This window comes from Streptomyces sp. NPDC051320 (assembly GCF_040682175.1).
Taxonomy (GTDB): domain Bacteria; phylum Actinomycetota; class Actinomycetes; order Streptomycetales; family Streptomycetaceae; genus Streptomyces.
Window position 1 is genome coordinate 121,087 of sequence record NZ_JBFBAL010000005.1, and the last position, 24,935, is coordinate 146,021.

Sequence of the window (24,935 nt, forward strand, 5' to 3'; positions counted from 1 at the left end):
CGGACTCCCGCCCGAGCGGTGCGCCACCGTAGACTCCGCCTGGTGAGCGCCCCCATCACCCCTCTCGACGAGCCGGACCAGCTCGCCCCGCAGCCCTCCAGCACATCGCGCGGCCGCCGGCCGGCCCGCGCTCTGGTCCGGCCGGCCGCAGCAGCCCTGTCAGGGCTGCTGCTGTACGCGAGTTTCCCGCCGCGGCCGCTGTGGTGGCTGGCGCCGTTCGCCTTCACGGTCCTCGGCCTCGCGCTGTACGGCAGGCGGGCCTGGGCCGGTCTGGGGCTCGGTTACCTCGCCGGGCTCGGCTACCTGCTGCCGCTGCTGGTGTGGACCGGGGTGGAGGTCGGCCCGGGCCCCTGGCTGGGGCTCGCAGCGGTCGAGGCGCTGTTCATCGCCGCGGCGGGAGCGGGGATCGCCTATGTCTCCCGGCTTCCGCTGGCACCACTGTGGGCGGCCGGGGTGTGGATCGCCGTCGAGGCGGCCCGGGCCCGGGCGCCGTTCGGCGGTTTCCCGTGGGGCAAGGTCGCCTTCGGGCAGCCCGAAGGGGTGTTCCTGCCGCTGGCCGCCGTCGGCGGTACTCCGCTGCTGGGCTTCGCCGTCGTCCTCTGCGGTTTCGGTCTGGCCGATGCCGTACGGCACTGGGCCGCCCTGCGGCAGCTGCTCGACCGCAGAGTCCTCACCGCCGCGGTGCTGGCCGTCATGCCGGTCGTGGCGGGGTTCGCCGCGCTGCCGTTGGTCGACAACAGCGCGGAGGACGGCACCGCCACCGTCGCGCTCATCCAGGGCAACGTGCCCCGGATGGGGCTCGACTTCGCGTCCCAGCGCCGGGCGGTGCTCGACTACCACGTACGGGAGACGCTGAAGCTCGCCGCCGACATCAAGGCGGGCCGTGCCGAGCAGCCCGATCTGGTGCTGTGGCCGGAGAACTCCTCCGACATCGACCCGTACCTGAATGCCGACGCCTACGACGAGATCGACCGGGCGGCCAAGGCGATCAAAGCGCCGATCTCGGTCGGCGCCGTGGTCACCCCGGAGAACGGCACGGGCTCGCCACTCAACCAGCAGATCCTCTGGGACCCGGTGAGGGGCCCCGTCGACACCTACAACAAGCGGCAGCTCCAGCCGTTCGGCGAGTACATGCCCTACCGGTCCTTCTTCCGGATCTTCAGCTCCGACGTCGACCTGGTCCGCAAGGACTTCGTACCCGGTCACAAGCCGGCCGATTTCGAGATGGCAGGGACCAGGGTCGGTCCCGTCACCTGCTACGAGGCCGCATTCGACTGGGCGGTCCGGGACCAGGTGAAGGCGGGCGCCCAGATCATCTCCGTACCGAGCAACAACGCCACGTTCGACCGCAGCGAGATGACCTACCAGCAGCTCGCCATGTCGCGGGTACGGGCCGTCGAGCACAGCCGGGCCGTGATGGTCCCCGTCACCACCGGGGTGAGCGCGGTCATCAGGCCGGACGGTTCGATCGCCCGGAAGACCAAGATGTTCACCGCCGCCGCCCTGGTCGCCGAAGTCCCCAAGCGCTCCTCGCAGACCCCCGCGACCCGGCTCGGCACCCTGCCGGAGTGGCTGCTGGTGGCGGTCGCCGCCGGCGGACTCGGCTGGGCGGCGACGCGCACGGTGAGGTCCCGCCGCAGCCGCCCGTAGGGTTCCGGACATGGCTACTCCCGACTTCATCCGAGAAATCCGTGCCACCGCAGGCCAACAGCTGCTTCTGCTGCCCGGGGTGAGCGCCGTCGTCCTCGATGACGAGGGCCGGGTGCTGCTCGGCCGGCGCGCCGACACCGGAAAGTGGTCGATCATCGGTGGCATCCCCGAGCCGGGAGAGCAGCCCGCGGACGCCGCCGTCCGGGAGGTCTACGAGGAGACGGCCGTCCGGTGCGTACCGGAGCGGGTGATCCTGGTCCAGGCGCTCAAGGAGATTCAGTACCCCAACGGTGACCGGTGCCAGTTCATGGACATCAGCCTGCTCTGCCGGGCGACCGGCGGCCGCGCCCGCGTCAACGACGACGAGTCACTGGACGTCGGCTGGTTCACCGTGGACGCCCTCCCCGAGCTCGGAGATTTCGCGCTGACCAGGATCAAGCGGGCCCTCGCCGACGAACCCACCTGGTTCGAACCGCCCACCGTGGAATAGCACGGGCGGGAGCCCCGTAGCCGGACCCACGGCATCTTCCCCCTCTGCGACCGTGCTCGGGGGAAAGCTCTGCCGCGACCCTATGCGTACCGACCAGTCGGTACTACTCTCTGGCCACACTCTCGGCGCCGGGCCGCACTGCGTTCTCGTCGCACCGATGCAGCGCACCCGGTTTCGTGATCCCCAGGAGGTCGTATGTCCGCCGTTCCGACGCCGTTCGACGCCGACAGAGCCGCGCCCGATGTTCCGGTGGGCGGTCCGCGCGGCCCGTTCGCCCGGTTGTACCGCCGTGACCTGGCGGAGTATCCGCCGACCGGTCCGCGCATGGTCTATCTGGCGATCGTGGTCGTCACCACCGTCGTGCTCTATTACATGCTGTACATCCAGTACGCGGTGGCCACCTCGATCATCACGCACTTCCACATGACCTACCGGTACTTCATCTGGGTGTCGGTGATCGGCAACGCGATCGGGGCCTTCGCCTCCCTGCTGGCGGGTCTCGCGGACCGCTGGGGCCGGGCCAACCTGGTCGTCTACGGCTTGCTGGTGGCCGCTCTGCTGGTCCTCTTCGGATTGCCGAACGCCTCGGACAAGAGCGTCTACCTGGTGCTCTTCGCGCTGGTCAGCTTTATCGAGGGCATCGTGCTGGTGGCCACCCCCGCGCTGATCAGAGACTTCTCACCGCAGCTGGGGCGGGCCACCGCGATGGGGTACTGGACGATGGGCCCGGTGGTGGGCAGCCTGGTGGTCACCACGGTCACCAGCAACACCCTCGCCACGTCCAGCTGGCAGGAGGAGCTGCGGTACTCGGCGATCGCCGGCCTCGTCGTGTTCGCCGTGGCACTCTTCGCCCTCCGTGAGCTGTCACCGGGGCTGCGTGACCAGATCATGGTGAGCCTGCGGGACCGTGTCCTGGTCGAGGCGCGCGCCAAGGGGCTCGACACGGAGACACTACGCCGCGGGGAGTGGCGGCAGATGCTCCGCCCGGACATCCTGGGATCCGCCTTCGCGATCTCCGCCTTCCTGCTGCTGTACTTCGCGGCGGTCGGTAACTTCGTGGTCTACTTCGCCACCAACTACGGCTTCAGTGAGCAGCGCACCAATGGGCTGGCCAACTGGTACTGGGGGGCCAACGCCATCGCGCTGGTTCTGGTGGGCCTGCTGTCGGACCGGCTGAAGGTCCGTAAACCTTTCATGATCGTCGGAGCCGTCGGCACGGTGGTGGCCACTGCGGTCTTCGCGACCCGGGCCACCCACCCGGGGACCGGCTACTACACCTTCGCCTGGCTCTTCATCGGGATCGGGATCTTCAGCGGGATCGCCTACGCACCGTGGATGGCGAGCTTCACCGAGACAGTGGAGAAGCGCAATCCGGCGGCGACCGCGGCCGGTCTCGCGGTATGGGGCTGGACCATCCGCATCGTCGTCGCGGTGTCCTCCGCCTGCATTCCGGTGGTCGTCACCTCGGTCACTCCGCTGGTGGAGCACGGCGCCCAGGTGACGGCCGCCCAGGCGCAGGCCGGACCCGCCCTCGAGGTGGTCGAAGCACATCCGCAGCTCTTCGCCGAGATGGGCAAATACACCCCTGCCACCCTGCCGGCCGACCTCGGGGCCCGCGCGGTCAAGGAGGTCGGGCCGGCGGATCTCGCCCTGGTGCAGAAGGCGCAGCCGCAGCTCAAGGTGTTGCAGGAGTACGGCCCACGGGTGCAGAAGGCGGCGAAGGAGGGCCCCGGCGAATGGCGCACCTGGTGGTGGATCTGCGTCGGTGGTCAGATCCTCTTCCTGCCGTTCGTCTTCGTGATGGCCGGCCGGTGGAGCCCGAAGAAGGCCCGCCAGGACGCCGAGGAACACCAGGCGGTGGTGGACCGCGAGCTGGCCGCACTGGCCTCGGCGAAGGCCTGACCGCGGACCGGGCCGTGCACCTGGTGCGCGGCCCGGCCCGCTCGCCGGCGGTCAGCGGGCAAGCGCCGCCGTCACATAGTTGCGGGCGCTCGTCTCCAGTCGCGTCTGCAGTGTGAAGAACAGGTCCGCCGCCCGGATGCCGGCCCAGTCGGCCGGCAGCAGTTCCCGGGGAAGCCCCGGGTCGAGATACGGCAACTGCCGCCAGTCCGTCAGTACCCGTACGTAGTCGACGAAGGCAGCCCGCTCGTCCGGAGCGGGTGAACGCTCCGCCCCAACACATGGCCTTGAGTTGGCTACACGGTCCAGCACGGTGGCGTACTGCTGGACGAACTCGTGCGACAGCCGCTCCAGTCGACCCAGGTCCCACCACTGCCGGACCTTGTCGTCGAGGTTGTCGAAAGCCAGGTGGTCGGCACGGAAGAGATCCGCGTAACCGTCCAGCTCGAGACGCCGCAGCATCTCCGCGGTCGTGTCGTACAGATGAGCGGGCGCGATGTACACCCCCGACGCGGCCGTGCCGAATCCCAGTCGGGTCAGCCGGGAGCGCAGCAGATGCCGTTTGCTGCGCTCCGACTCCGGTACGGAGAACATGGCCAGCAACCAGCCGTCGGCGAGCGTCGCGCGCTGCCGCCGGAAGATCCGGTGGTCGCCCTCCCGCAGCACCGAGAGACCCTCGCCCGAGAGCGCGTAGCCGGCTGTACCGCCACGTCGCTCGGCCTGGAGGATGCCTCGCCGTTTGAGGCGGGAGATGGAGGACCGTACGGCGGGCGCGTCGATGCCCAGGTCCGCAAGCAGGCTGATCAGGGACGCCACCGAGAGCCAGCCGCCGTCGGTTCGGGAGTACAGGCCGTACACCGTCACGATGAACTGTCGAGGCTGTGCCGAGACGGCGGTTGATTCTCCCTCACCGGGGTCTTCTGCTGCTGCGGCGATCGTCACATGAACAGGATATCTGCCGTGCCGGTTCCTCTCGCCCGGCTCATCCCGCCGAACGCCGGAGCTTGAGGGTGTTGTCCGTGCGGGTGGTGGGCCGTCCTTCCGGGTCGTTCTGGATGCGCTCGTGCTCCCCGCTGACCAGCACCTCCCACTGCCCGTCCGGGAGTCGCAGAGAGCTCAGGACCTCCTCGGGCGTGGGGAAATGCACGTCGTGATCCGGTGCGCTCTCCCAGGCGGGCCAGCCGGCATGCCCGACGATCAGCAGCACGCCGCCGGGAGCCACCGCTCCCGCGGCCGTCCGGAGGATCTGCTCGCGTGGCAGATCACCGTGCGAGTGCAGGAAGTGTGCGGAGACGAGATCGAAGACACCCGCCGGGAAGCTGCTGCCGAGGTCGTGCTGCTGCCAGTCGACCCGCTCGGCGACACCGGCTGCCGTGGCGTGCCGGGCAGCACGGTCGAGGGCGACGCCGGAGATGTCGGTGGCGGTCACGCTCCAGCCCTGCTGCGCGAGCCAGATCGCGTCGGCCCCTTCGCCGCAGCCAAGGTCCAGTGCGTTGCCCGCTCGCAGACCGGCGGTCTCGCGGACCAGCGTGGTGTTCGGGTTGCCACTCCAGATCCGGTCGCTCTCGCGGTAGCGCGCATCCCAGAATTCCGCCTCTGACGGAGCGATGTCGTCCTCGGTGGGGCGCTCGGTGCGGTACTCGTTCATCTGCGTTTCCCTCTCTGCTGTTCCTGGATCGGATAGTCGGTCAGAGCCCTACCGCTTGACAAAGGTTCTTGCCAAGTCGGCAAATGGGGGCATGGCAGAGAACGACCTCGCAAGCGTCCTGAGCGCGGTGGGCCCCCGTCTGCGGGCGCTGCGCCGACAGCGTGACACCACCCTGGCCCAGCTCAGCGCGGCCACCGGGATCTCGCTCAGTACGCTCTCCCGCCTGGAGTCCGGGCAGCGCAAACCGACCCTGGAGTTGCTGTTGCCGCTGGCCAAGGCACACGGTGTACCTCTGGGTGAACTGGTGGACGCGCCGCAGACCGGCGATCCCCGGGTGCACCCCCGCCCCTATACCCGCCAGGGCATGACCTTCATTCCGCTGACCCGGCACCTGGGCGGACTGAACGCCTACAAGCAGGTGCTCCCCCCGGGACCGAAGTGCACCGGGGAGCTGGAGCAGCGCGTGCACGAGGGCTACGACTGGCTCTACGTGCTGTCCGGCAAGCTCCGGCTGGTCCTGGGCGAACACGACATGGTCCTCACCGCCGGCGAAGTGGCCGAGTTCGACACCCGCACTCCGCACGCCTTCGCCAACGCGGGGCCGGAACCGGTCGAGTTCCTCAGCCTGTTCGGGAAGCAGGGCGAGCGGATGCACGTACGCGCCCGTCCCGCGGGCAAAAGGGCCGCCGACAGCGAGGACGCGAGCTGAGGGCGGTCACCGGGGCCTGGGCGCCCCGTACCAGCGCCAGCTGGTGAGGCGGGGGCGGCCGGGCAGTTCTGTGCGCCCGGTGGCCCACAGCAGGGTGCCCCAGCGGTCGGTGGACTCCGGCGCGTCCGGGAACAGCCGCGCCAGGACGCGCGCACACAGATCGTCGGGTGCGCGGAACGCGAGCCCGAGCCCTTCGGCCAGATCGTGGGTATGGACGAGAGTCTCCACCACGCCCATCGCCGCGAACCCCTCCGGGTCCGAGACCCCGAAACCGTGGTAGGAGCGGACCGTCGGCGCCGTCGTACGCACCATGGCGACGAGCAGCGCGCCGCTGGCCTCCAGCACCTGCAGCAGGCCATCGGGGCCCGCGGCGCGGTCCGCGTGAATCGCGTTCGCCGGGCCGCCGGGCCGCCGACTCTTCCAGACGAAGGGGACTTCTCCGTCCAAGGCTGGTATTTCCGGACCGAGTTGGGCCGCATAGGCGAAGAGGTCGTCGCTGAGGTGCTCCACGGTTTCCCAGCAGTCCCACTCCAGAGAACCGGCGTTGCGGTCCCACGCCGACGGGGGTGCGTCCCGCAGCGTGGTGACGGCGAGCCGGACGGCGCTCCGGAGGTCATCTGCGGTCACCGGTGCGGGATCGATTGTTCGAGGCATGCAGGGAACGGTAGCGTCCACCCGTCTACCATGGCGTTCGCCCATTGCGCCGCTGCGTCAGGAGGCCGGTGTGCCGGATCGGAGCGTCCCCCGCCCTTCGAGGCGTGCGCTGGTGGCGGGCGGCGGGGCGCTGGTGGCCGCTCTGGTCCTGCTCGCGGCGGTGGGGATGGGGTTGGCACACCATCCGAAGCACCCTGCCGTCAGATCGGTGGACGGTTTGCGGCATACCCGCGTCGAGGCCTCGGCGGGCGGCTGCGGAGCCGGTTGGCAGGACCCGCACGCGGGCAACCAGGTCTTCGACGTGCACAACACCTCGGGCACACCCGTCGAGGTGTACCTGAAGCAAGCGCACGGCGGCGCGGTGTACGGCGAGATCGAGGGACTGGGACCCGGCACCACGCGTCCGTTGTGGGCGGACATCGCGGGAGGGTCCTACGCCTTCGCCTGTTATCCCGACGACGGTTCGCCGGTCACCGGACCGACGGTCCGGGTCCCTGCCGGGCCGCGCGGAAGCGCTTCGGAAGACGACGCCGGCGGCCCCGCTGCCGTTCCGGTGAGCGAGCACGACCTGATCCCACCGACCCTGAGCTACCAGACCTGGGTGACCGGCCGGATGGACGATCTCGTGCGCTGCACCGAGCAACTCCGCAGTGCCGTCAGGGCCGGTGATCTGGCACAGGCCCGCACGGCGTGGTTGCCTGCCCATCTCGTGTACGAGCGGATGGGCGCCGCCTACGGCACCTTCGGTGACGCCGACGCGACGATCAACGGCAGCACGGCAGGCCTGGCCGGCGGCGTGCACGACCGTGACTTCACCGGCTTCCACCGCATCGAGTACGGCCTGTGGCACGGCGAGTCGGCGGCCGCCCTGCGCCCGTTCGCGGACCGGCTGGTCAAGGACGTACGGACACTGCGCAAGGACTGGAGCCGGTCGCGGATGGACCCGATCGACCTGGGCGTGCGCGCGCACGAGATCCTGGAGAACACCGTGCAGTTCGAGCTGACCGGCCGCACCGACTACGGCAGCGGCAGCAACCTCGCGACCGCCCGCGCCAATCTCGACGGAACCCGGGCCGTGCTCTCCCGGCTGCGCCCCCTGCTCACCAGCCGCTACCCGGAACTCACGGCACTCGACAGCGAACTTGACCGTACGCAGCAGGTGCTGGACGGACACCGCCACCAAGGCCGGTGGACACCGCTCGACAAGCTCGGCCGAGGGGAGCGCGAAAAGGTGAACGCCGCCGTCGGCGGACTCGTGGAGCGACTGGCGGATGTCGCCGCCCTCTGCGACGTACGGAGGTCGTGACGGGGTGTCAGTCGATCACGATCGACTTTCGTGCCCATCGTGGTGTGGCGGGTGTGGTCGGTGGTACACAGGCTTCACAGGCGCGTCGCAGGCGCATCCGGTCAGCACTGGAAGGCGGAACCGTATGGGCAACACGGGCAGAAGAACAGCCGCACGCCGCTGGGCGGCCCTGGCGGGAGCCGCCGCGCTCACCGTGCTCGGTGGGGCCGCTCCGACCTGGGCCGCACCACCCGGTGCCCACCATCCGGGACATCCCACGGCCACACCCATCAAGCATCTGGTGGTGATCTTCGACGAGAACATCTCGTTCGACCACTACTTCGCGACCTACCCCGAGGCCGCGAACACCGACGGCACGTCCTTCACCGCGTCCGGGCGCACTCCCCGCGACATCGACAACCTGCGCACCGCGGGGCTCCTCGACAAGAACCCCAACCAGTACCTGCCCAAGCGGCTCACCCCCGAACAGGCCATGACCTGCGACCAGAACCACGCGTACAGCCCCGAGCAGTACGCGTACAACGGCGGCAAGGCCGACAGGTTCGTGGAGAACACCGACTCCGGCAAGTGCTCGGGGAACCTCTTCGGCGAGCCCGGTCTTGCGATGGACTACTACGACGGCAACACCGTCACCGCACTGTGGAACTACGCCCAGCACTACAGCCTCAACGACAACTCCTTCGGCTCCGCGTACGGCCCTTCGACGCCGGGCGCGGTCGAACTGGTCTCGGGTCAGACACACGGGGTGGTCTCCACCGATCCGAAATCGTCCACCGAGCACCCGGTGCAGACCGACAAACCCGATCCCGCGGCGGTCTCGTCCCCCGACGCGCACGGTGTCGGCACCATGATCAACGACCCCGACCCCGCCTACGACGACTGCTCCGGGAGCGACCACACCAGCCAGTCCTCGCTCGCCGAGCTCGGTGGCAAGAACATCGGTGACCGGCTGAACGAGAAGAAGGTGAGCTGGGGCTGGTTCCAGGGCGGCTTCCGCCCCAGCACGCCGTGGGACGGCAAGCAGGGCGACCTGGCCAAGTGCGGTGGCACCACCCACGCCAATGTCGGCGGTGCGCAGGTGGTGGACTACAGCCCGCACCACAACCCCTTCGCCTACTACGCATCCACGTCGAACCCGCACCACCTGCCTCCGAAGTCCGTCGCCGAGATCGGACACGCGGGCCGGGCCAACCACAACTACGATCTGACGGACTTCGACGCGGCGCTCACGTCCGGCAAGCTGCCGTCGGTGAGCTTCCTGAAGGCGTCCGCCTACCAGGACGGCCACGCCGGTTACTCGGATCCGCTCGATGAGCAGGACTTCCTGGTCGGACAGATCAACAGGATCCAGCAGTCCCCGCAGTGGAAGGACACCGCGGTCGTCGTCGCCTACGACGACTCGGACGGCTGGTACGACCACGTCTACGCGAAGCCGCTCAACGGCTCCGACGACACGACCGTGCAGTCGAACGGCAGGACCGTCGACTCGCCGGCCTGCCGACAGGGCCCGAAGGCGGTCGGCGGATACGCCGACCGCTGCGGACCCGGCGCGCGGCAGCCGATGATGGTGATCTCCCCGTACGCCAAGGTCAACAGCATCGACCACACGCGGACCGAGCAGACCTCCATCATCAAGTTCGTCGAGGAGAACTGGCACACCCGTCGCATCGGTGACCACTCCTTCGACACCCGGGCCCGATCGCTCACCGGGATGCTCGACTTCAGGCATCCCAACAACAGACAGGTACTCCTCAACAAGGACGGGTCCGTCAAATCGGTCGGCCCGATCCGCCGGGTCGCGCCGGTCGCGGCCAGGATCACCAACCCGCAGACCACCGCCCCCATGGAAGAGCTTGCCGGGAGCGGACTGTCTCAGCACGGCCTGCTGTACGGCGGCACGCTCGGGGCGGTCGTGCTCGCCGGGGCCGGGATCTTCCTGGGTGTCCGGCGGCGCGCCGGTTCGGGCACCGGCTGACATTCCGCTGCCCGGTGAGCTTCGGCCCACCGGGCAGCGCAGTACCGTCCGTCACCCGGTACCGTCCGTCACGCCGCGCCGACCGGGCCCGTCTGTCGCCCCGCGGTCGAGAGATCAATGGTGAGGTTCGCCGGTGGCGTCTTGGACGGGACCGGCTTGTTGAAGTCGGCGAAGCGGATCGTTGCCTCCGCGGCATGATCCCGGACCGAGAGCTGCACCGGGTACGGCTTCCCGTGTGTGGCGACGTACAGCGTCTCGGTGCGGTCTCCGACCACTCCGCGCACCGGTATCACGGAGATCCCGTGCACCGTCGTCTCCTTGCCCTTGGTGAGCTTGGCGGGCGAGGGGTCGGGGCTGTCACCCGTCGCCTTCAGGAAGGCGTCCAGATCGCAGACCTGCGACATGTCCTTGAGGGGCTGCTGCTTCGCGGAGCCCTTGAGATAGTGCCCGCCGAAGAGCTTGGCCGCAGCGCTGCCGCGGGGGGCCCGGTGCTCCCAGAACGCCCGGTCGGGCTTGATCCAGACCGTGTCGCCCCGTTTGATGATCTCGACGGATCCCTGCTTCCCCAGGCTCACCGATCCCCGGCAGTTCGCGGCGCGGTCCAGCGTGAGGTCCATCGAAGTCGGTGTGCCCGGTGCCCCGAGGCTGCCCCGGGTGCTCAGATGCAGGGAGGTCACTCCGAACAGGGCATCGTGCGCCCGACGGGTGATCTGCTGCGCCGAGAGAGAGCCGATCCCGTCGTCCGCCGAGGCCGAACCTGCTGCCACGAGCGGTCCGGCTGTCGCGATCGTCAGAACGAATGCGGCCGCGCATGCGGCCGAAGGTGCTGCCCTGCGCTGTCCGGTCACCGTCGCCTCCCTTGAGAAGTGCCAGGTCAAGGTGAGAAGTGCCAGGTCAAGGTGTGCGCGCGTTCGTACAGGCCTCGTACACGAAGAGACTACGCCCGCCGCCGCAGGGGTGCACGGCGCGCCGCGGTGCTTCACGACGCGCCGTGCAGCCGTCGGCTAGCCGGTATAGGCCTCGAGCTCGGAGAGCTGCCCGGCCGGCCAGCCGGTGTTGGCGGTGACGGTCACCCGCAGGTAGCGGGTCGCAGTGCCGGGCAGAGCCACCGTGGCGGTGTTCCCACCGGACGGGTCGAAGGTGTAGTCCGCCGATGCCTTGAGCGTGCTGAACGACGAGTTGTCGGTGCTGCCCGACACACTCAGCGTCTGCGTACGGGTGGCCCAGGCGGTCGCCGGTGGGAGCTTCAGGACCAGCCGTTTGACGGCCTTCGCCGCGCCGAGGTCCACCGTGATGGACTGCGGGAAAGCGTGGTTGGTGCTCTCCCAGTAGGTGTCGGCGTTGCCGTCGACCGCCTTGGCCGCGTTGTAGACGTCGGTGTGGCCGGTGTCGGTGACCGGGCGGTCCTTGGCGAGGTTGCCCGGGTCGGTGGGCGGAGTGGTCGGCGGGTCGCTGGGGCCGGTGGGGGGATCGGTCGGCGTGGTGCCGCCGCCGGGCACCCCGCCGTTGGTCCACACCGGAGTCGGCCAGGTGCCGGTGCAGACCGGCGGATCGGCGTACCAGCCCGAGTTGCCGGCACCCTGTGTGATCACGAAGCCGGACCCGATGCAGTTGTGTATCGGGTTGGCCTGTGCGATGTGCGTGGCGGTGACGTTGGTGAACGACGCCGTGCCGGGTGCCTGGATCTGCAGCGCGTAGGTGCCCGCGCCGTCGATCCTGACGTTCTTGAAGTGCAGTCCGTTGGTGGCTCCTTCGATCAGCATGATCGCGGCGTACGAACTGTCCAGGATTTCACTGTCGGTGATGTTGATGTCGCCGTTGATCGGTTCGTTGAGGCCACTGAACCAGACCGCGCCCACGCCGAACTGCCAGTTGAAGTCGTTGTTCCCGGTACGGATCAGGGTGTTGCGTGCGGCGGTGGTGGTGCCGGAGACCGCCGTGCCCTGGCCGGAGTTGACCCCCGGATAACGGTTGGCGATGTGCAGTCCGCCCCCGTTGGTGATGGTGTCCGCCATCACGTTGTCCGAGATGGTGATGTCCTTGCCGCCATAGGTGACGATGTTGTTCGCCAGGATCGGCAGGACCACCGTGTCGAACGTGAAGCTGTTGTTGACGTTCGGTACGTTCTCTGCCCACATGGCCAGACCGTCGTCACCGGTGTTGCGCACAAAGGTGTTGGTGACCGTGGAGTTGGTGACGCCCATGTGGAAGTTGACGCCGTCGGCCGTCTGATCGAGGATGCGGCTGTTCTTGATGGTGAAGTTGTTCATGGGGCCGTCCATCCAGGCCCCGACCTTGGTGTGCTGCATCCACACGTCGTCGACGGTGGAGTCGGACAGCGCGCCTCCGATGGCGTTGACCTGGTCGTTGTCCACGCGCTCGCGGATGTCGCCCATGATGGCGAAGTCTTTGAGAGTGACACCACTGCTGCCGCCGGCATCGGCGTACTTGCCGTAGACACCGACCGCCTTGCTGCGGTCGGTGGGGTCCCGGCCGGTCAGCACGGTGTACCAGGGGCCGGCACCGGCCAGGGTCACCTGGTCGACGATGATGTGACTGCGCACCTGGAAGGTGCCCCGCGGGATGTAGACCACCTTGTGCTCATTCTTACCCGCGTCGACGGCGGCCTGGATCCTGGCCGTCGAGTCGGTGGCACCGGTGGGGTCGGCACCGAAATCGCTCACCGCGTTCAGCGCGCCGGCCGGCTCGGCGATCGGTGCGGCCACCTGCTCGAAGTCGGCCAGGTCGATGGTGTAGGTCGGTGACGTGGACGTCGACGAGACCTGCAGGCGGATTTTGGTGCCTTTGGGCAGAGTCGAGCCGAACATCGTTCGTGTCTCGTCGTAGAAGTGGTGCGGGTTGCTGTCGCCCGGATTGTTGTTGAAGGGGTAACCCCCGTAGTACCAGCTGTACTTGGACGTCACCGGGACGCTCTTGAGCTGGTTGCCGTTGATCTTGAGGTCGATGGAGGCGTCGCGTCCTGTGCCGTCCGGTGTGTCCGGTAGCGAGTAGCGGAACGACATGGCGTCGGCCGGGGCGGAGAGGGTGAATTCGACGTATTCGCCGGTCGCGTCGAGTGTCACCGCCTGGCGTCCGGACGCCTCCGAAGGGAGATGTCCGTAGAGGCGGTCGGGGCCTATCAGGGTGCCGTTGGTGGCAGCGTATTCGGCCTCCTGTTCCTGGAACGGCACGGTCGCCCCCCGGCCGGAGATGCCGACCGGGGACGGAGCGGGTACTCCGCCGGCTTGGGCGGCCGGGGCACTGGAGGCGGTCGACAGCACCAGGGCGGCGGCCGTACCGGCGAGGGCGAGGGAGAGGGATGCGGACAGACCGCGGCGGAGCGAGCGGCGTCCGGGTGGAGGGATCACAGGCATACGTCCTTGCGGCTCGTAGGGCTCTGCGGACGCGAGAAGGCTAGAAGCACGGCCGCAGGAAGTCTATTGCTCTGCGCAAAATCCCACGATGAAGCTGCAAAAAAACGACGATTGATGGGCTCTGCTGGTGAACCTCAGTCCGTGGTCAACCGACCCTGACCTGCGTCCGCTCGGAGACCAGGGCGACGTCGGCCGTGATGGCGGCGGCGCACTCCCGCAGGGCGGGCAGGATGGTGGCGCGCGCCTCGGCGGCCGAAGTGCGGCCCGCGTGCAGCGAGACATTGACGGCGGCGATCACCGATCCGCTTCGATCCCGCACGGGGACGGCCACGGACCGCAGGCCCTCCTCCAGTTCCTCGTTGACCATGGCGTATCCGGCCTCCGCCGTGCGGTCGAGGACCGCGCGGAGCTCCGCGCGGTCGGTCAGTGTGTGGCCGGTCAGCGGGCGCGGTGCGATGCGCCCGAGCCGGGCAGTACGTTCGCCGCCGGGCAGTCCGGCCAGCAGGACCCGGCCCATCGAGGTGGCGTACGCGGGGAAGCGGGTGCCGACCGTGATGTTCACGCTCATGATCCGTCCGGCGGCGACCCGGGCCACGTAGCGGATGTCGTCGCCGTCCAGGACGGCGACGGACGCCGACTCGTGGACCCGGCCCACCAGCGCGGCCAGGTGCGGCTGGGCGAGCTCACCCAGGGTCAGTCGCGACAGCACGGAGTAGCCCAGTTCCAGCACGCGGGGGCGGGGCACGAAAAGCCCCTCGTCCGCTGCGGCATACCCCACCTGCTGCAGCGTCAGCAGTGCGCGCCGGGCCGTGGCACGAGGAAGAGCGGCGGTCCGTGCCACCTCGGCCAGGGTCATTCCGCCTCCTGCGCTGCCCAGTGCCGCGAGCACCGAGAGGCCCCTGGCCAGTGACTGAAGGTACGCGGGCCCCAACTCGGCCTTCGGGTCCCGCGAGGTGTCGCGCTGCTGCGCAGGCGCCGGATCGCGGGAGGCCCAGGGGGCCCCGGCAGCGAGTGCGGGCGCCATCTGCTGCGCCGCCCGCCGCATCCTGGCCAGCACGGTATCGCGCAGCGAAGCGGCGGAGTGGCGGCTGGTGTGGGACACCACGCTCAGCGCGCACACGGCGCGGCCGGCGGCGTCCCGGACCGGTACGGCGACCGCGACGAGGCCGGGTTCGATGAACTGATCGTCCACCGACCACCCCTGCTCCCGGGCTACGGCCGCCCGCCGGGCCAACGCCGCCTCCTCGGCCGGCAGCTCGGCGGCGGGTGGCGGCGGCGCCGCGAAAACCGACCCGACCGGGTCCCATCGCCGCTGGCGCCACACGGCGTACTCCTCCGGGCCCCACTCCGCGGCGAAGAGCGCTCCCGGGGCGCAGACCTCGGCGGGCAGCGCGTCACCGGCGCTGAACGTCACGGAGAGGGTGCGGCGGCGCGCGGCCTGGGCGATGAAGCGGACGGCGTCCACGTCGGGGACGGCAAGGGAGACCGACTCGTCGAGTTCGTCGGCGAGTGCCTCCGCCGACGGGGCGAGGAGGTCCACCAGCGCTACCGCGCGCAGATAGGCACCGCTCAGTTCCATCGAACGGGGCGCGAGGACCAGGTCGCGGTCCTCGGCGCGCAGATGCCCCAGGTGCACCAGTGTGGTGGCGATCCGGTCGACGGGTGAGCGGGCGAGGCCGGTGGCGCGGGCCAGTTCGCTGGCGCGCAACCGGCCACCCGGCGCCGAGGCGAGCGTCCGCAGCACGGTGAGACCGCGCTCCAGCGGACTCCCGGCGGTGGCCTCGGCGGAAGCGTCGACGGTGCTGCTCTGCGGCATCTGGGCCCTCCTCGTGATGGAACGGTACCTGCCGTGCCGAGTGCGCCCAGCGCCGTTGACAAGCGGCGATGGCAGGCGGAGACTCTGCGCAGTAATTGAACTATAGTTCACTGGGCGAACGCAGATCGGACGAACGGATGGACAAGACGGTTCCCACCGCAGCTGAGGCGGTCGCCGACATCGGCGACGGAGCTTCGCTGGCCGTGGGGGGCTTCGGACTCAGCGGAGTGCCCGATGTGCTCATCGACGCCCTTCACCGGCAGGGCGCGAGCCGGCTGAGTGTCGTCTCCAACAACTGCGGAGTGGACGGAGGCGGCCTGGGCATCCTGTTGGCGGCCGGGCGGATCACCCGGGTCACCGGCAGCTATGTCGGCAACAACAAGGAGTTCGCCCGCCGCTACCTGGGCGGGGAACTCGAGCTGGAACTCACCCCGCAGGGCACCCTGTCCGAGCGGCTCCGCGCCGGTGGCGCGGGCATCCCTGCCTTCTTCACGCCCGCCGGCGTCGGCACCCAGGTCGCCGAGGGCGGACTGCCCTGGCGCTACGGCCCGGACGGCTCGGTCGCCGTGGGCTCGCCGCCGAAGCAGGTACGCGAGTTCGACGGTGCCGAGTACGTCATGGAACGCGCCATCACCACCGACTTCGCTCTGGTCCGTGCCGCGGTGGGCGACCGTCACGGAAACCTGGTCTTCCACCGGGCGGCACGCAATTTCAATCCACTGGCGGCGATGGCCGGCCGGGTCACCCTCGCCGAGGTGGAGCAACTGGTCGAACCGGGCGAACTCGACCCCGACAGCATCCATGTCTCCGGCGTGTTCGTGCAGCGCGTGGTCGAACTGACTCCGCAGCAGGCCGCGGCCAAGAAGATCGAGAAGAGGACGGTGCGCGACTGATGGCCTGGTCCAGGGATGACATGGCAGCCCGGGCGGCCCTCGAGCTGGAAGACGGCACGTATGCCAACCTCGGCATAGGCCTGCCGACGCTGATCCCCGGTTTCCTGCCGGCCGGCGTGGACGTGGTCCTCCAGTCCGAGAACGGCATCCTCGGCGTGGGTCCCTATCCCACTGCGGACGAAGTGGACCCCGACCTGGTCAACGCGGGCAAGGAAACGGTTACCGTGCGGCCCGGCGCCTCCTTCTTCGACTCCGCGCTCTCCTTCGGCATGATCCGCGGCGGACACATAGACGTCGCGGTGCTCGGCGCCATGCAGGTCTCGGCTCGCGGAGATCTCGCCAACTGGATGATCCCGGGAAAGATGGTCAAGGGCATGGGGGGCGCGATGGACCTGGTCCATGGTGCCCGCAGGGTGATCGTCCTGATGGAGCACAACGCGAAGGACGGCGGCGCCAAGATCCTCGAGGACTGCACCCTGCCGCTCACCGGAAAAGCCTGCGTGCACCGGATCATCACGGACCTGGGCGTGCTGGACGTCACCGAGGACGGTCTGCTGCTGGTGGAAACCGCGCCCGGGGTGAGCGCTCAGGAACTGCGCGACCGCACCGCGGCGAAAGTCCGCTGACGACCCCAGGTACGGCACCCCACGACGTTCCCATGAGGAGAACCCGCATGACAGAACAGGCAGCCATCGACGCGGAGATAGCGGCGGCCGAGCCCAACGGGCAGCCGCACCCCGCCCGCGACTACCGGCCGTATCGCAGTACCGCGCTGCGCCACCCCGAGCAGTCCCTGGTGGTGGTGAAGGACCCCGAGGCCGTCGAGCTGACCGGCCCCGTCTTCGGCGTCACCGATGTCACCGACCTCGACGCCGACCTCACTCGCCAGCACTCCGGTGAGCCGCTCGGCGAACGCATCACCGTCACGGGCCGAGTGACCGACCGCCACAATCAGCCGGTACGCGGGCAGTTGGTCGAGATCTGGCAGGCCAACGCCTCCGGCCGCTATGCCCACCTGCGCGACCAGCACCCCGCCCCCATCGACGCCAACTTCACCGGCGCGGGGCGGTGCCTGACGGACGACCTGGGCAACTACACGTTCACCACCATCAGGCCCGGTGCCTATCCCTGGCGCAACCACCACAACGCCTGGCGGCCCGCACACATCCACTTCTCGCTGTTCGGTACCGCCTTCACCGAGCGGCTGATCACCCAGATGTATTTTCCCGGCGACCCGCTGTTCCGGTACGACCCCATCCTCCAGTCCGTGACCGACCCGGCGGCCCGTGAGCGCCTGGTCGCCGCGTACGACCACGACTTGTCCCGCCCGGAATGGTCGCTCGGATATCGCTTCGACATCGTGCTGGACGGCCCGCAGGCGACCCGGACGGAGGACGCACAGTGATTACCCCCAATACCCCGGGCCCCACCCCCTCGCAGACCGTGGGCCCCTTCTACGGTTACGCCCTGCCCTTCACTGGCGGCGGGCAGATCGCACCGACCGGTCACCCCGACACGCTCACCCTGCACGGCCGGGTGTTCGACGGTGAGGGCCGGCCGGTCCCGGACGCGCTGCTCGAGTTCTGGCAGTGCGCCCCCGACGGTTCGCGGGCCGGCGCACCGGGATCGCTGCGCCGCGACCCGGTGAACGCCGCGGTGCTGGGCCGCCACGGGGTGGACTTCACCGCATTCGGCCGCGTCGCCACCGACGCGGACGGACACTGGGCCGTCCGCACACTGCCGCCGCACGGATCAGCACCGTACCTCTCCATCTGCGTCTTCGCCCGCGGCCTGCTGCACCACCTCTACACCCGGGCCTACCTGCCGGACCACGAACCGGACGCGCTGCTGACCTCGCTTCCGGTGGAACGACGCGCCACCCTGCTGGCCCACGAGGAGCGCACCGGCGTCTACGGTTTCGACATCAGGCTCCAGGGGGGAACCACCGAGGAGACGGTCTTCCTTGACTTCCACTGATCCCGGGCCGGCCCCGGACACCGCGGACATCGGACTGCTCGGCCCGGGCTGGGCCGGCTCGCCGGTGGAGGAAGCGACCGGTGACCGGGCCTTCCTGCAGGCCATGCTGGACGCCGAGGCCGCGTTGACCCGCGCCCAGGCCGCACTCGGCCTGGCGCCCGCCGAGGCCGCGGCGGCCGTCGACCGCGCCGCGCGTGCCGCCGATTTCGACCTGCGGACGCTGGCCCTGCGCGCCCGCACCGGCGGCAATCCGGTGATCCCTCTGGTCGCCGCCCTCACCCGGGCGGTGCCCGAGCAGTATGCCGGCCACGTCCACCGCGGGGCCACCAGCCAGGACATCCTGGACACCGCCGCCATGCTGGTGGCCCGCAGAGCGGTCCGGCTGATCACAACGGATCTGGACGACGCGGCCGGGGCCCTCGCCCGGCTGGCCGCTGAGCACCGTGGTACGCCCATGCCCGGCCGTACCCTGACCCAGCAGGCAGTGCCGGTCACCTTCGGTCTGAAGGCGGCGGGCTGGCGTCATCTGGTGCTCGATGCCCGCGACCGGCTCGGTGCCGTGGTGGTGCCGGCCCAACTGGGCGGCGCGGCGGGGACGCTCGCCGCCTTCGGGGAACACGCTCTGCCGCTCGCCGCTCGATTCGCCGCCGAAACCGGACTCGCCGAACCACTGCTGCCCTGGCACGTGCTGCGGACCCCGGTGGCCGAGTTGGGTGCCGCCCTGGCCCTCACCGGCGGCGGACTCGGCAAGATCGCCGCCGACGTGCTGGTGCTCTCCCGTACCGAGATCGCCGAAGTGGCCGAGGGCTCGGGTGGCGGATCGTCCGCCATGCCGCACAAGGCCAACCCGGTCCGTGCCACGCTGATCGCCGCGGCGGCCCGCCAACTGCCCGCGCTCGCAGCGGTGCTGTTCGGCTCGATGGCCGCGGAGGACGAACGCCCGGCCGGTGCGTGGCACGCCGAGTGGCAGCCGCTGCGCCAGGCGCTGCGGCTGGCCGGCGGAGCGGCCCGGGACACCGCTGAACTCGTCGGCGGTCTGCGGGTCCGGCAGCGCCCGATGCGCGACCATCTCGACCTGACGGGCGGTCTGATCGTCTCCGAGCGGCTCGTCGCCGTCCTGGAGCCGCTGGTGGGACGGGCGGCGGGGCGCGACCTGCTCTCCCGCGCCTCCCGGCGGGCCGCCGAGACGGCCGTCCCGCTGGCGGACGCGCTGGCCGACGAGCCGGGCATCGCCGGAGCGTTCACCCCTCGGCAGCTGACCGAACTGCTCGATCCGACCGCCTATCCCGGTGCCGCCGAGGCGCTGACCGACCGTGCTCTGTCGCGCGGGAGGCCCGCAGCCGCCGAAGCCACCCCGGAGGACACCCACTGATGACCACTGTGCTGCACCATCGATGCGACGGTCCCGCCGGGGCGCCGCCTCTTCTCCTCGGACCGTCGCTGGGCACGTCCCTGGCCGTGTGGGACGCACAGGCGCCCGCCCTGGCCGAACGGCATCGCGTGGTCCGCTGGGATCTGCCCGGCCACGGTGGCACCCCGGCCGGCATCCTGCGTGCACGCGGCACCGACCCCGCCGCCACGGTTGCCGGTCTGGCCGGTCTGGTCATCACCCTGGCCGACTCTCTCGGTATCGACCGCTTCGCCTATGCGGGAGTCTCGCTGGGCGGCGCGGTCGGCGCCTGGCTCGCCGTGCACCATCCCGAGCGGGTGACGACGCTCGCCATGGTCTGCTCATCGGCCCGCTTCGGAGACCCCGAAAACTGGCATGAACGGGCCGCTCTGGTGCGCGAACAAGGCACCGGAGCCCTCGCCCCCGGCGCCCCGGGCCGCTGGTTCACCCCCGCATTCGCGCATACCCCGGCCGCGGCCGCGATGGTCGGCGACCTGCTGGCGACGTCACCGGCCGGGTACGCGGACTGCTGTGACGCCCTGGCGGGCTTCGATCTCCGCGCCGACCTGCGACGCATCACCGCACCGACCCTGGTCGTCGCCGGGCGACAGGACCCGGCCACCCCGCTCGACCACGCCAGGGAACTGGCCGGCGGAATCCGGGGCGCCGTACTCGTGGAGATACCTGCGGCGTCCCATCTGGCCCCCGTCGAGCAGCCCGGCCCGGTGCTCTCGGCGCTGACCGGGCATCTGGCCGGACATCCGACTCACTGCCAGGAGGGCCACTGATGGCCGGCACCACGCCCCACGGCACTACGCCCGACGGCACCACCGCGCACCGCACCGACCGGCGCGGCACCGCCCCCCGTACGAATCCCCGCCGCACCACCGTCGGCATCGTCGGAGGCGGGCCGGCCGGACTGCTGCTCGCCCGGCTGCTGCACCGGGCCGGCGTGGACTGCGTGGTGCTGGAGAGCCGCGAACGCGCGTACGTGGAACAGCGTCAGCGGGCCGGAATCCTGGAACAGGGCACGGTCGACGCGCTGCGCGAAAGCGGCGCGGCCGGCCGGCTGGACCGTGAGGGCATCGTCCATGAGGGAATCGAACTGCGCTGGGAACGGCGCGGCCACCGTATCGACTTCCCCGAGCTGACCGGCGGCCGCAAGGTCTGGGTCTATGCCCAGACCGAAGTGGTCAGGGACCTCATCGCCCTGCAACTCGCCGACGGCCCCCCGCTCCTGTTCGGAGCCACCGTTCGCGAGATCACCGGCGCCGATACGGACCGGCCCGTGGTCCACTACACGCACGAGGGGCGCGAACGGACGCTGGAGTGCGACTACGTGGCCGGCTGCGACGGATTCCACGGAGTGACCCGCGCCGCGATACCGGAGCAGCACCGGGTCAGTCACGAGCGGGTGTACCCGTACTCCTGGCTCGGGATTCTCGCCGATGTCGCGCCCTCCTGCGACGAGCTGATCTACGCCCATTCACGGCGTGGGTTCGCGCTGCACAGCATGCGTTCCGCCACGGTCAGCCGGCTCTACCTGCAAGTACCCAACGGCACCGACCCCGCCGAATGGTCCGACGAACGGATCTGGGACGAGCTGGACGCCCGGTTCGCGGTCGACGGCGACTGGAAACTGCGGCGTGGCCCGATCACCTCCAAGTCCGTGCTCCCCATGCGCAGTCATGTGACCGAGCCGATGCGCTGGGGGCGGGTGCTCCTGGCGGGCGACGCGGCGCACATCGTGCCGCCGACCGGAGCGAAGGGACTCAACCTGGCCGCCTCGGACGTGATCGTCCTCGCCCGGGCACTGGCCCACCTGCACCGCACCGGCGACGCGGACCTGCTCGCCGCGTACTCGGACACCTGTCTGCGCCGGGTCTGGCGGGCCGAGCACTTCTCCTGGTTCATGACGACCACCTTGCACACCGACCCGCAGCAGAGTGAATTCCAGACCCGGCTGCAGTTGTCGCAGCTCGGCCGGATCGCCTCCTCGCCGCACGCCGCGGCCGAGCTCGCGGAGAACTACGCGGGTCTGCCCATCGGTTGAGCCCTCCTGCTACAGGTCGAGCACCAGGCGGGAGCCCAGACAGCGGGACACACAGATCATCATGGTCTCGTTCGCCTGCTGCTCCGCCGCGGTGAGCACGGAGTCGCGGTGGTCCGCGGCGCCCTCCAGGAGGTCCGTCTCGCAGGTGCCGCAGGTGCCTTCCGTGCAGGAGTAGAGGACGTCGATCCCGGCCTCCCGCACCGTGTCCAGCACGCTGCGGTCCGGCGTCACCGTCAGCACCCGGCCCGAGCGCCGGAGCTCCAGCTCGAACGCGTGGGTACCCGTCCCGGATTGGGCCGGCAGCTCCTTCGGACTGAAGCGCTCCACGTGCAGCGTGCCCGGGTCCCAGGACGAACAGCTCCGCTCGGCGGCCGTCAGCAGCGGGCCAGGACCGCAGCAGTACACCAGGGTGTCCGCTTGCGGCGTGCCCAGCAGGGCGTCCAGATCGAGTAGCCCCGTCTCGTCCTGGGGCGCCACGTCGACCCGGTCGCCGTAGCGGGTCACCAGGTCGTCGGCGAACGCCATCGAGCTGCGGCTGCGGCCTCCGTAGAGAAGGGTCCACTCGGCGCCCGCCGCATCAGCCGCGGCGATCATCGGCAGGATCGGGGTGATGCCGATTCCGCCGGCGACGAAGCGGTAGCGCGGCGCCGGGAGCAAGGGGAAGTGATTACGTGGTCCCCGTACCCGGATCGTCGTCCCTTCGGTCAGGGCTTCGTGGACGGTCGCAGAACCGCCACGCCCGCATTCCTCGCGCAGTACCGCTATCCGCCAGCAGGTGCGTTCGTCGGGGTCACCGCAGAGCGAGTACTGCCGTTCCTGCCCGCCCGGCAGCAACAGGTCGACATGGGCGCCCGGCTCTCAAGGGGGCAATGCGGCGCCTTGGGGATGCCGCAGCGTCAGGGACACCACGCCCGAGGCCTCGACGGTGCGCCGGGAAACGGTCAGCTCCGCTTCGTGGTCGTTCATTCGGTCGTCCTTTCGTGCCTCACCGGGTCGTGCCCCTCCGGGTCGTGCCTCACCGGGTCGTGCCCCTCCGGGTGGGACAGCATCCACTCCCAGAGCACCACGGGGTCATCGGCGGACTGCTCGGCCCCGCAGTGGCAGACGCCGGAGAGCAGGTCGGTACCGGGTACCCAGGAGATCCGGTACACCTCGCCCGGGTCGTCCGCGCCGCTCACCGGTCGGCCAGCCGGGCCAGGATGCGGCGGGCGGCGAGTCCGCCGGTGTCGATATTGATGCTGAGTTCCTGATAGGGGCCCGGCTCGGCGTCGAGGGCGGTCTGCAGCAGGTTGAGCGCGTCCACGTCCTGCATCACCACGGTGTGGTTGAAGTCCCGCAGGAACGAGCTGAGTTCGGCGTCGTCCACGGCGAAATCGCGGGAGACGGCCCAGAAGTCGTAGACCTTGCCCTCCGCGGACGGGGTGATGGCGTAGGTGATCTCGGTGAGGAAGGCGGGGGAGTCCTGGCCGACCGGCGTGATGCGGCTGTGCAGAAGATAGAGGCAGGGGGCGTGGTACTCGATGTCCTGTTTCCGGGAGATCCTGCCCTCGATGCCGGTGGAGCGTGCGTAGAACGGCGGGCACTCGGCGTCGTCCATGTGCCGGCCCACCCGGACCACGCCGGCTGCTTCGTCCACCTCCGTGGTGATGTGCGTCTCGGCGACCTCGGGCGTGCCGATGTATCCGCCGTGCAGGTAGGTCTCGTGGGAGAGATCCAGCAGGTTGTCGACGAGCAGCCCGTAGTCGGCGTCGATCGGCTCCATGCCGCGGACCGTGGTCCACCCGGGCCGGACCAGGTGCTCGGCGCGGGGGATGGTGAGCGGGTCTGCGAGAGCGGGATCGCCGATCCATATCCAGACGAAGGAGTCCTGTTCGACCGTCGGATAGGAGCTGACCCTGGCTGTCCGCGGGACGCGTTTCTGCCCCGGCACCTGCACGCAGGTGCCGGTGGTGTCGTAGGTGAAGCCGTGATAGCCGCAGACCACCCGGTCGCCGTCCAGTCTGCTCTCCGAGAGCGGGAAGCGGCGGTGGACACAGCGGTCGGCCAGCGCGACCACGGTGTCGGAGTCCTCGGTGCGGTAGAGGGCGATGGGCTCGCCGAGAACGGTGCGGGCCAGCAGCTCGCGGCCGACCTCGGAGCCGTAGGCGGCGACGTACCACTGATTGCGTGCGAATGGAGTCATGGCTCTTCCGTCCCTGAAGAGGCTGCGCGGTGTGCGAACAGATTCCTGACGGACCCCGGAGGACGGCAACGCCACTTCCGCCTGGCGGAAGGTGCTCGGCGGACCTCAGCGCACGGGTTGCGGCGGCTGCCAGCCGAGCGCCCGGGAGATGCTCCGGCCCGCCACCCGCACGGCGGGGGCCAACGCAGGGGTTCTGGCACCGGCGGCCGGTACGACCACGGAGACCGCGGCCACCACATCACCACGCGGACCGAGCACCGGCGCGGCCACCGACACCGCGTCCTCGGTGACCTGGCGCTCACTCACCGCGCACCCGGTCCGCCGTACTTCGGCCAGGACGCGCCGCAGCCGGGCCGGGTCGGTGACGGTGTACGGAGTGAACGCGGGCAGCGGGCGGCTGCAGAAGTGCTGCTGCAGCGCGATGTCCGCGTAGGCCAGCAGTACCAGGCCGACACCGGTCGCGTGCAGCGGCCAGCGGGCGCCGACCTGGATGCGCACGCCCACCGCGGAATGCCCCGACAGCCACTCGGTGTAGACGACCTCCATGCCGTCCCGGACCGCAAGCTGGACGTTCTCGTGGGTGGCCTCGTAGAGGTCCTCCAGAAACGGCAGCGCCGCCTGGCGCAGACCGAGCCCCCGCGGCGCCAGCGCGGCGACCTCCCACAGCCGGAGCCCGACGTGGTACAGCCCGTCCTGGTCCCGCTCCAGGGCTCCCCAAGCCGTGAGCGTGGCCAGCAGTCGGTGCGCGGTGGGGACCGGGAGATCCGCCCGGCGGCTGAGCTCCGTCAGCGACAGAGCCGGGTGGTCCAGGCTGAAGGCACCCAGAATGTCGAGCAGCCGGTCTGCCGCGGATCTCGCGGGGGAGCGGGGCGGGTGTTCGGGGGCGGGGATCGCGGACTCCGGCGGTCGGTGGCGAAGG

The 24,935-nt window shown here is 70.1% G+C and carries 22 protein-coding genes and 1 pseudogene; 13 read left to right on the forward strand and 10 right to left on the reverse strand.

All coding sequences use genetic code 11. The features are described from left to right. Positions 1–42: 42 nt before the first annotated feature. The 3 genes from lnt to AB0M87_RS13310 all read left to right on the forward strand — a co-directional run bounded on the left by lnt (position 43) and on the right by AB0M87_RS13310 (position 4,042). The gene (gene lnt, locus AB0M87_RS13300; RefSeq protein WP_365852113.1) at positions 43–1,650 is read left to right on the forward strand and encodes an apolipoprotein N-acyltransferase; all 1,608 of its coding nucleotides are present in this window, start codon (positions 43–45) and stop codon (positions 1,648–1,650) included. Between the two features lie 10 nt (positions 1,651–1,660). Beyond that, positions 1,661–2,140 carry an NUDIX domain-containing protein gene (locus tag AB0M87_RS13305; protein ID WP_365852115.1) on the forward strand — a complete coding sequence of 160 codons (480 nt, stop codon included), beginning with the start codon at positions 1,661–1,663 and terminating at the stop codon, positions 2,138–2,140. Positions 2,141–2,335: 195 nt separating this feature from the next. Further along, complete coding sequence (locus AB0M87_RS13310; RefSeq protein ID WP_365852117.1) at positions 2,336–4,042, forward strand: MFS transporter; 1,707 nt, start codon at positions 2,336–2,338, stop codon at positions 4,040–4,042. A gap of 51 nt (positions 4,043–4,093) precedes the next feature. Here the strand turns inward: AB0M87_RS13310 and AB0M87_RS13315 are convergent, their stop codons facing one another. Beyond that, positions 4,094–4,975 (reverse strand): PaaX family transcriptional regulator C-terminal domain-containing protein, encoded by an 882-nt coding sequence (locus AB0M87_RS13315; protein WP_365852665.1) that lies wholly within the window; start codon positions 4,973–4,975, stop codon positions 4,094–4,096. 46 nt (positions 4,976–5,021) lie between these two features. Continuing rightward, positions 5,022–5,687 (reverse strand): class I SAM-dependent methyltransferase, encoded by a 666-nt coding sequence (locus AB0M87_RS13320; protein ID WP_365852119.1) that lies wholly within the window; start codon positions 5,685–5,687, stop codon positions 5,022–5,024. Positions 5,688–5,778: 91 nt separating this feature from the next. Between AB0M87_RS13320 and AB0M87_RS13325 the strand changes: the two genes are divergently transcribed. Next, entirely contained in the window at positions 5,779–6,396 is a 618-nt protein-coding gene (locus tag AB0M87_RS13325) for a helix-turn-helix transcriptional regulator (protein ID WP_365852121.1), read from the forward strand. 6 nt (positions 6,397–6,402) lie between these two features. On the opposite strand, the gene AB0M87_RS13330 is transcribed toward AB0M87_RS13325, so the two are convergent. After that, positions 6,403–7,050, reverse strand: coding sequence for a maleylpyruvate isomerase N-terminal domain-containing protein (locus tag AB0M87_RS13330; RefSeq protein WP_365852123.1), 648 nt, complete (start codon positions 7,048–7,050; stop codon positions 6,403–6,405). 166 nt (positions 7,051–7,216) lie between these two features. On the opposite strand from AB0M87_RS13330, the gene AB0M87_RS13335 reads away from it, so the two are divergent. Both AB0M87_RS13335 and AB0M87_RS13340 read left to right on the forward strand, forming a co-directional pair. Then, on the forward strand, positions 7,217–8,356 hold the full coding sequence (locus tag AB0M87_RS13335; RefSeq protein WP_365852667.1) for an EfeM/EfeO family lipoprotein: 1,140 nt from the start codon (positions 7,217–7,219) through the stop codon (positions 8,354–8,356). A 124-nt stretch (positions 8,357–8,480) separates the two neighbouring features. Continuing rightward, complete coding sequence (locus AB0M87_RS13340; protein WP_365852125.1) at positions 8,481–10,331, forward strand: alkaline phosphatase family protein; 1,851 nt, start codon at positions 8,481–8,483, stop codon at positions 10,329–10,331. A 68-nt stretch (positions 10,332–10,399) separates the two neighbouring features. Here AB0M87_RS13340 and AB0M87_RS13345 read toward each other — a convergent pair whose 3' ends face one another. The 3 genes from AB0M87_RS13345 to AB0M87_RS13355 all read right to left on the reverse strand — a co-directional run bounded on the left by AB0M87_RS13345 (position 10,400) and on the right by AB0M87_RS13355 (position 15,521). After that, positions 10,400–11,098: a hypothetical protein gene (locus AB0M87_RS13345; RefSeq protein WP_365852127.1), complete on the reverse strand. Its 699-nt coding sequence runs from the start codon at positions 11,096–11,098 to the stop codon at positions 10,400–10,402. Between the two features lie 237 nt (positions 11,099–11,335). Then, positions 11,336–13,699: a discoidin domain-containing protein gene (locus AB0M87_RS13350; RefSeq protein WP_365852129.1), complete on the reverse strand. Its 2,364-nt coding sequence runs from the start codon at positions 13,697–13,699 to the stop codon at positions 11,336–11,338. Between the two features lie 151 nt (positions 13,700–13,850). After that, positions 13,851–15,521: an IclR family transcriptional regulator C-terminal domain-containing protein gene (locus AB0M87_RS13355; protein WP_365852131.1), complete on the reverse strand. Its 1,671-nt coding sequence runs from the start codon at positions 15,519–15,521 to the stop codon at positions 13,851–13,853. 137 nt (positions 15,522–15,658) lie between these two features. On the opposite strand from AB0M87_RS13355, the gene AB0M87_RS13360 reads away from it, so the two are divergent. Genes AB0M87_RS13360 through AB0M87_RS13390 form a run of 7 tightly spaced genes read left to right on the forward strand, consistent with a single transcriptional unit; the run spans position 15,659 to position 21,834 of the window. Next, complete coding sequence (locus tag AB0M87_RS13360) at positions 15,659–16,414, forward strand: CoA transferase subunit A (RefSeq protein ID WP_365852133.1); 756 nt, start codon at positions 15,659–15,661, stop codon at positions 16,412–16,414. Beyond that, positions 16,414–17,040, forward strand: coding sequence for a CoA transferase subunit B (locus tag AB0M87_RS13365; protein ID WP_365852135.1), 627 nt, complete (start codon positions 16,414–16,416; stop codon positions 17,038–17,040). Before AB0M87_RS13360 ends, AB0M87_RS13365 begins: the two co-directional genes overlap by 1 nt. Positions 17,041–17,087: 47 nt before the next feature. Next, positions 17,088–17,819 (forward strand): protocatechuate 3,4-dioxygenase subunit beta, encoded by a 732-nt coding sequence (gene pcaH / locus AB0M87_RS13370; RefSeq protein WP_365852137.1) that lies wholly within the window; start codon positions 17,088–17,090, stop codon positions 17,817–17,819. Next, entirely contained in the window at positions 17,816–18,391 is a 576-nt protein-coding gene (gene pcaG / locus AB0M87_RS13375) for a protocatechuate 3,4-dioxygenase subunit alpha (protein WP_365852139.1), read from the forward strand. The genes pcaH and pcaG overlap by 4 nt, the downstream gene beginning before the upstream one ends. Further along, a complete protein-coding gene (pcaB, locus tag AB0M87_RS13380) occupies positions 18,378–19,763 on the forward strand; it encodes a 3-carboxy-cis,cis-muconate cycloisomerase (RefSeq protein WP_365852141.1) in 1,386 nt (461 codons plus the stop codon). Before pcaG ends, pcaB begins: the two co-directional genes overlap by 14 nt. Continuing rightward, on the forward strand, positions 19,763–20,569 hold the full coding sequence (gene pcaD / locus AB0M87_RS13385) for a 3-oxoadipate enol-lactonase (protein WP_365852143.1): 807 nt from the start codon (positions 19,763–19,765) through the stop codon (positions 20,567–20,569). Before pcaB ends, pcaD begins: the two co-directional genes overlap by 1 nt. Continuing rightward, positions 20,569–21,834 carry a 4-hydroxybenzoate 3-monooxygenase gene (locus tag AB0M87_RS13390; protein WP_365852145.1) on the forward strand — a complete coding sequence of 422 codons (1,266 nt, stop codon included), beginning with the start codon at positions 20,569–20,571 and terminating at the stop codon, positions 21,832–21,834. Before pcaD ends, AB0M87_RS13390 begins: the two co-directional genes overlap by 1 nt. 9 nt (positions 21,835–21,843) lie before the next feature. Here AB0M87_RS13390 and AB0M87_RS13395 read toward each other — a convergent pair. The 4 genes and pseudogenes from AB0M87_RS13395 to AB0M87_RS13410 form a co-directional block, all read right to left on the reverse strand. Further along, positions 21,844–22,800: pseudogene (locus tag AB0M87_RS13395) on the reverse strand (PDR/VanB family oxidoreductase). Beyond that, on the reverse strand, positions 22,797–23,012 hold the full coding sequence (locus AB0M87_RS13400; protein ID WP_365852147.1) for a hypothetical protein: 216 nt from the start codon (positions 23,010–23,012) through the stop codon (positions 22,797–22,799). Before AB0M87_RS13400 ends, AB0M87_RS13395 begins: the two are co-directional and overlap by 4 nt. Further along, positions 23,009–24,016, reverse strand: coding sequence for an aromatic ring-hydroxylating dioxygenase subunit alpha (locus AB0M87_RS13405; protein WP_365852149.1), 1,008 nt, complete (start codon positions 24,014–24,016; stop codon positions 23,009–23,011). Before AB0M87_RS13405 ends, AB0M87_RS13400 begins: the two co-directional genes overlap by 4 nt. 105 nt (positions 24,017–24,121) lie before the next feature. Then, positions 24,122–24,907, reverse strand: a complete 786-nt coding sequence (locus AB0M87_RS13410) for an IclR family transcriptional regulator (RefSeq protein ID WP_365852669.1) — start codon at positions 24,905–24,907, stop codon at positions 24,122–24,124. Positions 24,908–24,935: the final 28 nt, after the last annotated feature.

Coding starts and splice junctions, on each gene's coding strand:
- AB0M87_RS13305 (WP_365852115.1), top strand. CDS start 1,661: ATGGCTACTCCCGACTTCATCCGAGAAATCCGTGCCACCGCAGGCCAA.
- AB0M87_RS13310 (WP_365852117.1), top strand. CDS start 2,336: ATGTCCGCCGTTCCGACGCCGTTCGACGCCGACAGAGCCGCGCCCGAT.
- AB0M87_RS13320 (WP_365852119.1), bottom strand. CDS start 5,687: ATGAACGAGTACCGCACCGAGCGCCCCACCGAGGACGACATCGCTCCG.
- AB0M87_RS13325 (WP_365852121.1), top strand. CDS start 5,779: ATGGCAGAGAACGACCTCGCAAGCGTCCTGAGCGCGGTGGGCCCCCGT.
- AB0M87_RS13330 (WP_365852123.1), bottom strand. CDS start 7,050: ATGCCTCGAACAATCGATCCCGCACCGGTGACCGCAGATGACCTCCGG.
- AB0M87_RS13335 (WP_365852667.1), top strand. CDS start 7,217: ATGGGGTTGGCACACCATCCGAAGCACCCTGCCGTCAGATCGGTGGAC.
- AB0M87_RS13340 (WP_365852125.1), top strand. CDS start 8,481: ATGGGCAACACGGGCAGAAGAACAGCCGCACGCCGCTGGGCGGCCCTG.
- AB0M87_RS13355 (WP_365852131.1), bottom strand. CDS start 15,521: ATGCCGCAGAGCAGCACCGTCGACGCTTCCGCCGAGGCCACCGCCGGG.
- AB0M87_RS13360 (WP_365852133.1), top strand. CDS start 15,659: ATGGACAAGACGGTTCCCACCGCAGCTGAGGCGGTCGCCGACATCGGC.
- AB0M87_RS13365 (WP_365852135.1), top strand. CDS start 16,414: ATGGCCTGGTCCAGGGATGACATGGCAGCCCGGGCGGCCCTCGAGCTG.
- pcaH (WP_365852137.1), top strand. CDS start 17,088: ATGACAGAACAGGCAGCCATCGACGCGGAGATAGCGGCGGCCGAGCCC.
- pcaD (WP_365852143.1), top strand. CDS start 19,763: ATGACCACTGTGCTGCACCATCGATGCGACGGTCCCGCCGGGGCGCCG.
- AB0M87_RS13390 (WP_365852145.1), top strand. CDS start 20,569: ATGGCCGGCACCACGCCCCACGGCACTACGCCCGACGGCACCACCGCG.
- AB0M87_RS13405 (WP_365852149.1), bottom strand. CDS start 24,016: ATGACTCCATTCGCACGCAATCAGTGGTACGTCGCCGCCTACGGCTCC.